The following is a 6,539-nucleotide window of genomic DNA, read 5'->3' on the forward strand; positions in this document are numbered from 1 at the left end:
CCCTGAACCGTTGTGGCCCATTAACGCCACATTCTCACCCGTTTTTATATCCAGGCTGAGGTTTTTTATTATGCGATTTCGGCCCTTGTCCGCGGAGAGCACAGAATAATCTACATCGCGCAAAGCTATCATGGTCGCAATCTAATCAGTTAAACGTGTTATGAAAATGAAAAAGGCGCCTTTGTGGGCGCCTTTCAATAAATCAGAAAGAATACTATTTATTGCCGTTATAACAGACATCACCCAGCTTTGCCGCCATGACTTCGTTGAGTCTTTTAACAGGCGTGGTGTGCGGAGCACTGTTTACAAGCTCAGGATTCTCCTCGATTTCCTTATCGATCTGGATCATAATCTCCGTGAAACGATCGAGAGTCTCAGGAGTTTCAGTCTCGGTCGGCTCGATCATCAGAGCTTCAGAAACAATCAGCGGAAAATAAATCGTGGGCGCGTGCAGGCCGAAATCCAGCAACCGTTTGGCAATCGCCAGCGTTTTGGCTCCCTTCTTCTTCTGCCAGTCGCCGGACAGCACAAACTCGTGCATACAATGACGGTCGTGAATCAGGTGATAAGCGTCTTTCAGCTTCTCCTTGAGGTAATTTGCGTTGATGATGGCTGTTTCGGAAACCCGCCTGAGACCATCATGACCGTTGGATAAAATATATGCGTAAGCCCTTACCATATTCGCAAAATTACCGTAGAAGCTATGCACCCTGCCGATCGAATCCGGCCTGTCGTAATCGAAATAGAAACGATCACCATCCCTGGCCACCATTGGCGTCGGCAAAAACGGGACCAGCCGTTCACTTACCCCGACTGCGCCCGCACCCGGACCTCCGCCTCCATGAGGTGTCGAGAAAGTCTTATGCAGGTTGAAATGAACACAGTCGAAACCCATATCGCCCGGCCGGGAAATTCCCAGAAGAGCGTTCAGATTTGCGCCGTCCATATATAAAAGAGTGTCGTGTTTACGGCAGATTTCGACGATCTTTTCAATCTCGGACTCAAACAAACCCAGTGTATTCGGATTGGTCAACATGATCGCGGCGGTCTTGTCATCGATCACAGTCTCGAGCTCATCGGCGGAGACGATCCCCTCGGCACTCGATTTGATCTGTACCGAACTGTAACCGGCAAATCTTACCGAGGCCGGATTTGTGCCGTGGGCGGAATCCGGTATGATCACGGTTTCTTTAGCATTGCCTTTTTTGTCGTGATACCTGCGGATCATAAGTAATCCGACGAACTCCCCTTGGGCACCGGCGGCCGGCTGAAGGGAAACATGTTTGTACCCGGATACTTCACCGAGATATTCCGCCAGGAAATACATCAATTCAAGCGCACCCTGAATTGTTCTTTCCGGCTGGTATGGATGAATACACGACAATCCCGGGAATCGAGCAACTTTCTCGTTTATTCTCGGATTGTATTTCATAGTGCATGACCCCAGCGGATAAAAGCCCCTGTCGATATTGTGGTTAAGTATCGATAAGCGGGTGAAATGACGCACCACTTCGTTTTCGGAAACCTGCGGAAGATCCGCCTCATCAGCACGCAGATTGTTTTTACCGAGCAGGTCATCCAGGTCAGCCTGGAAACTATGATCTTCAGGTATATAGCTGTTTTTCCGACCTGCGCCGGAAAGCTCAAAAATCGTCGGTTCGCTCATGTCAGATCACTTCTTCTTTTCTTCCTTGATTTTCTCGAGTTGCTTGTCGACCCATTCTATCTGTTCAGAATCTGGAAATTCCTTTTTGAATTTCTTGAAATGCTTCTCAGCGTTCTTCAAATCATCAGCTCTATAATAGGTATAGGGTATCATCAATTTGGAAGTCTCAACCAGGTCGCTTTCCGGAAATTTCTTTTCAAGTTGCGCGTACATTTCCACCGCTTCCTTGGTTTTGTCTTCACGGCGTTTGATGCCGGCCAGAGACATCCAGGCATCGTCAGCCAATCCCAGGCTGTTATCCTTGTCATTTTCGAGCACCATGGAATAGTAGTAATTAGCCTGTTTGAAATCAGAGCGGTAAGTGTAATTCTCGGCTATCTGGTTCAACAGCTCGAGGCTGTCCGGATTCTCAGCCGATTTTTTGAGGAGGTGATCGAGAGTGTTGCGATTGGTCAAAAGATCGACCAGGGCCGGTATGAAATTCTCAGGCGGATAATAACCCACCATACGATCGATCTCACGCCCGTTCGGCCTGGTGACCACAATCGTCGGAAAACCGGCCACACCGTATTTTTCCTGCAATGATTTATTACTGTCTGCATTCACTTTAGTGAAAACCATCGATTTCGAAATTGTCGCGACCATCGGGTCAGTAAACGTAACGCTATCCAAGCGCTTGCACCAGCTTCACCAGTCGGTGTAGAACTCGATCAGCATATAACGGTCCTCTTCGACCGCAAGCGCACGGGCCCTGTCGAAATCAGTCTGCCAGTTGATCGTATCCGGTTCAGCTTCAGCCGAATCCGCGTCCTGAGCGCAGAGACCGGCAACCAGCAGGAACACTACTGCCAGAGTGAGCACAATTAAGTTTTTCATGAGTCCTCCTCTTTCTCACCCACGACCTGTTTTTTTATCTGTTGCGCTTCTTCCCGGTATTCATCGGGAACATAGATGAACGCGTCCTCGCTGGCATGACTAAAAATCCCCGTCATAGTTCCGCCACGCCCCATCAAGCCTCCCCGCAACCGGCACTGGTATGGAATCCCGGCTGACTTGAGCACTTCGCACAGGAAATTCGTGTAAATGCGGGAATAGGATTTATAGAGCAAAAACGGCTCATTGTTATTACTATTTAATTTTTCATGCATCGCTTGCCTGCTTTGCTATCTCTTCCGCCCTGCGAACATATAAATCGAGATCCTCACGTGAACGTTTTTCGGTCACGGCTACCAGAAGTTCGCTGTTGCGATCCGTATAAAAGCGCGCCATCGGCACCCCGGCAAGGATTTTCTCGGACTGCATCTTCTCCATAAAATCACGGGCCTGAACAGGCAGCTTTATTACAAATTCATGGAAGAACGGTTGTTTATAAACCAGATCAATTCCGTCGATCAGCGCCAGTTTTTCCGCGAGATAATGCGCTTTACGGACTGACTGTTTGGCCATCTCGATAAGTCCCGATTTACCAATCAGGCTCAGGTGAATTGTCGCGGCGAGCGCGCACAAGGCCTGGTTGGTACAGATATTTGAAGTCGCCTTTTCGCGACGAATATGCTGTTCGCGGGTCTGCAAAGTCAGGACATAACCTTTTTCACCTTTGACATCTTCGGTACGTGCCGCCAGACGTCCCGGGATCTGGCGCATCAGTTTTTTGCGCGCCGCAAAATAACCGACATACGGCCCCCCGAGGTTGAGGCAGTTGCCAAATACCTGCATCTCGCCCACCGCGATATCCGCCCCGGCCTCACCCGGAGTAGTCAGAAGCGCAAGCGCAACCGGGTTGGAGACTACCACAAACATCGCCTTCTTATCGGCCAGCAGTTTGCCGATAGACTTAATGTCCTCGATCACTCCGTAGAAATTGGGAGACTGCACTACCACACAGGCGACCTGATCGAAATCTATATCGGAAAGTTTGTCGACGGTGATACTGCCATCTTCATTTTCAGGCTCGATAAACTCGACATCGATTCCGCTGGTATAAGTATCGATCACCGCGCGGTAATTCGGATGGAGTCCGGGAGCCAGGCAGACTTTGTTGTTTTTCGTTAATGTCAATGCCATCAGTACAGCTTCCGCTGTCGCCGAAGCGCCGTCGTACATCGAGGCATTGGCGATATCCATGCCGGTCAGACGACAGACAAGCGATTGATATTCATAGATCGTCTGCAACGTCCCCTGCGAGACTTCAGCCTGATATGGTGTGTAGGCGGTCAGGTATTCAGAGCGGGAAATCAGCGCGTCGACCGCCGCCGGGATATAATGATCATAAGCCCCCGCACCCATAAAATTGACCTGATCAGCGCAACTTTCGTTTTTTCCGGCAAGTTTGCGCAGATGTTCGGAGACTTCCAGCTCCGACTTTCCGGCAGGAATATCCAGTTTTCGTTTTAATCGCAGGCTTTCGGGGATTTCAGTAATCAGTTCCTCGAAAGAAGCCACCCCGATCTTGTCAAGCATCTCCCGGCGTTCTTTTTCGGAGCTCGAAACGTATGACATTTAACTTTCAACCATTTCCTTGTAAGCACCCGCGTCCATCAGTTCATCCAGTTCACTCTGATCGGAAAGCTTGACCTTGATCATCCAGCCGTCGCCATAGGGAGAACTGTTGACCAGCGCGGCATCATCTTCCAGCTTCTCGTTAATCTCGACCACTTCGCCCGAGATTGGAACATACAATTCACTAACAGCCTTGACAGCTTCAATTGTTCCAAAAGCCTCGTTTTTCTTGAAGCTCTCGCCGGATTCGGGAAGTTCAACAAAAACCACATCGCCCAGCTCGTTCTGGGCGTAATCGGTGATACCGATCGTGACCGTATCGCCCTCTACTTTGATCCACTCATGTTCCTTGGAATATTTTAACTCCTGTGGGAAATCCATCATTCCTCCTAAATTACTGTATTACTGTATCAGGCTAATGCCATCTGTTCTTCGAGTCTTTCCTTCCAGTTGAATTCTTCTATATATCTTGTAGAATACCTGCCCGACTGGAAGATCGGATCATTGATGACTATTTTGTGAAACGGTATCGTCGTAGCCACACCCTCAATCACGAATTCATCGAGGGCACGATTCATCTTCATGATCGCGTCCTGACGGCTGTGCGAATGAGTGATCAGCTTGGCGATCATTGAATCGTAAAATGGAGGTATCATATACTTGGCGTAGGCGTGAGTATCAACCCGGATACCATGCCCGCCGGGCACATGAAATGAACTGATTTTACCAGGCGAAGGCCGGAATCCGTTTATCGGATCCTCGGCGTTGACCCGGCATTCGATCGTGTGACCTTTGATACGGATATCCTCCTGCTTCAGGTCGAGCTCATCACCCGCCGCGATCAGGATCTGTTTGCGAATAAGGTCGACATCGGTAGCTTCCTCAGTAACCGGATGTTCCACCTGGATACGGGTGTTCATCTCCATGAAATAGAAACTGCCATCCTCATCCAGAAGAAACTCGATCGTACCGGCATTGGCATACCCGGCCGCCTCCGCCCCGCGCACCGCCGCCTGACCCATCTTCTGGCGAATATCCTCGCTCAAAAGTGGTGAGGGCGATTCCTCGATCAGCTTCTGATGACGACGCTGGATAGTGCAGTCGCGCTCACCCAGATGAATCACGTTGCCGTGATGATCGGCCAAAATCTGGATTTCCACATGACGTGGCTGAGTAACGAATTTCTCGATGTAAACATCGGGATTCTTAAATGATGCTTCCGCTTCCATGCGCGCGGTATTGAAGGCGGATTTTAGCTCTTTTTCGCTGTTGACCACCCTCATGCCACGGCCACCACCACCGGCCGAGGCCTTGATAATAACCGGAAACCCGATCTCGACGGCAACTCTTTCGGCCTCTTTCAGATCCCCGATTACACCTTCCGAACCGGGGACTACCGGAACTCCGGCGTCGCGCATCATCCGCTTGGCGGTTGCCTTGTCACCCATCTTGCGCATCGAATCAGCCGAGGGACCGATGAAGGTCAGGTCGCAGGAATGGCAGATTTCAGCGAAATCGGCGTTTTCGGCCAGGAAACCGTAGCCCGGATGAATCGCGTCACAGTTGGTCACCTCCGCGGCCGAAATGATATGCTTGACTTCAAGATATGACAGATTCGACTGAGGCGGGCCGATACAAACTTCCTCGTCGGCGAATCTGACATGCAGGCTGTCACGGTCGGCTTCGGAATAGACCGCCACAGTGCTGATTCCGAGCTCCTTACAGGCCCGGATGATCCTGAGGGCGATTTCGCCCCGATTGGCTATCAAAATCTTCTTAAACATGGCCGAAAAGTATGCATCTGATGACAATTTGGCAAGTCAATTCTCATCAAATTATAATGGAAATCGTGTCTGTTGAGTGTATATTATCAACGGATCATGCTGGTAGCAGGTGCCTTGTATCTGCCGGGGAGATTCAATGTATTGTCAGATCGAGCATAGCGGGTGAGATTGCTTCGTCACTGGGCTTTTCGCAATGACCGGCGACAGAGTAATCGTCATTTCGACCGAGGACACCGGTCTTTATTCGGCGGACGAGCTGAGAAATCTCTAACCGAGATCCTCACGTCGTTCTCGATTTCCAATCGGAACTCCTCAGATGACGATAACAATCGTGCCCGGCAGATGCTCCACATATGCCGGGTAAAGAAAACGCCAACAGAAAGGAAACAAAAATGAACCTCAAACCGTTTGTAACAGATCTGCCGTTTGACCAAACCGATTACTTCGAGATACTGAATAAATCCAATGCCGCCCGGATGATCTCCGGATTCGTGACTTTAAAACCTGGCGAAGAAGTCGGCATCCACAACACCGAGGACTACGAAGAGCTGATTGTGGTACTGGAAGGCTCGGGCGTGGTCGTAACCGAG

At 50.0% G+C, this 6,539-nt stretch carries 8 protein-coding genes; 1 reads left to right on the top strand and 7 read right to left on the bottom strand.

Annotated features, from left to right (window positions below):
- Nucleotides 1-214: 214 nt before the first annotated feature.
- The 7 genes from GF404_00580 to accC are packed head-to-tail and all read right to left on the bottom strand — an operon-like array spanning nucleotide 215 to nucleotide 5,949.
- Nucleotides 215-1,666 (bottom strand): aminotransferase class V-fold PLP-dependent enzyme, encoded by a 1,452-nt coding sequence (locus tag GF404_00580; protein MBD3380667.1) that lies wholly within the window; start codon nucleotides 1,664-1,666, stop codon nucleotides 215-217.
- Between the two features lie 6 nt (nucleotides 1,667-1,672).
- Nucleotides 1,673-2,338: an outer membrane protein assembly factor BamD gene (gene bamD / locus GF404_00585; protein MBD3380668.1), complete on the bottom strand. Its 666-nt coding sequence runs from the start codon at nucleotides 2,336-2,338 to the stop codon at nucleotides 1,673-1,675.
- A gap of 15 nt (nucleotides 2,339-2,353) precedes the next feature.
- Nucleotides 2,354-2,542: a hypothetical protein gene (locus GF404_00590; GenBank protein ID MBD3380669.1), complete on the bottom strand. Its 189-nt coding sequence runs from the start codon at nucleotides 2,540-2,542 to the stop codon at nucleotides 2,354-2,356.
- Complete coding sequence (locus tag GF404_00595; protein ID MBD3380670.1) at nucleotides 2,539-2,814, bottom strand: hypothetical protein; 276 nt, start codon at nucleotides 2,812-2,814, stop codon at nucleotides 2,539-2,541. The genes GF404_00590 and GF404_00595 overlap by 4 nt, the downstream gene beginning before the upstream one ends.
- Nucleotides 2,807-4,165, bottom strand: a complete 1,359-nt coding sequence (locus GF404_00600) for an aminomethyl-transferring glycine dehydrogenase subunit GcvPA (protein ID MBD3380671.1) — start codon at nucleotides 4,163-4,165, stop codon at nucleotides 2,807-2,809. Before GF404_00600 ends, GF404_00595 begins: the two co-directional genes overlap by 8 nt.
- Nucleotides 4,166-4,546: a glycine cleavage system protein GcvH gene (gene gcvH / locus GF404_00605; GenBank protein ID MBD3380672.1), complete on the bottom strand. Its 381-nt coding sequence runs from the start codon at nucleotides 4,544-4,546 to the stop codon at nucleotides 4,166-4,168.
- A 29-nt stretch (nucleotides 4,547-4,575) separates the two neighbouring features.
- Nucleotides 4,576-5,949, bottom strand: coding sequence for an acetyl-CoA carboxylase biotin carboxylase subunit (accC, locus tag GF404_00610; protein MBD3380673.1), 1,374 nt, complete (start codon nucleotides 5,947-5,949; stop codon nucleotides 4,576-4,578).
- Nucleotides 5,950-6,302: 353 nt separating this feature from the next.
- On the opposite strand from accC, the gene GF404_00615 reads away from it, so the two are divergent.
- Nucleotides 6,303-6,539 (top strand): hypothetical protein (locus GF404_00615; GenBank protein MBD3380674.1); only part of this gene is annotated, 237 nt, incomplete at its 3' end.

The sequence above is a fragment of the Candidatus Zixiibacteriota bacterium genome (assembly GCA_014728145.1).
Classification (GTDB): Bacteria; Zixibacteria; MSB-5A5; order JAABVY01; family JAABVY01; genus WJMC01.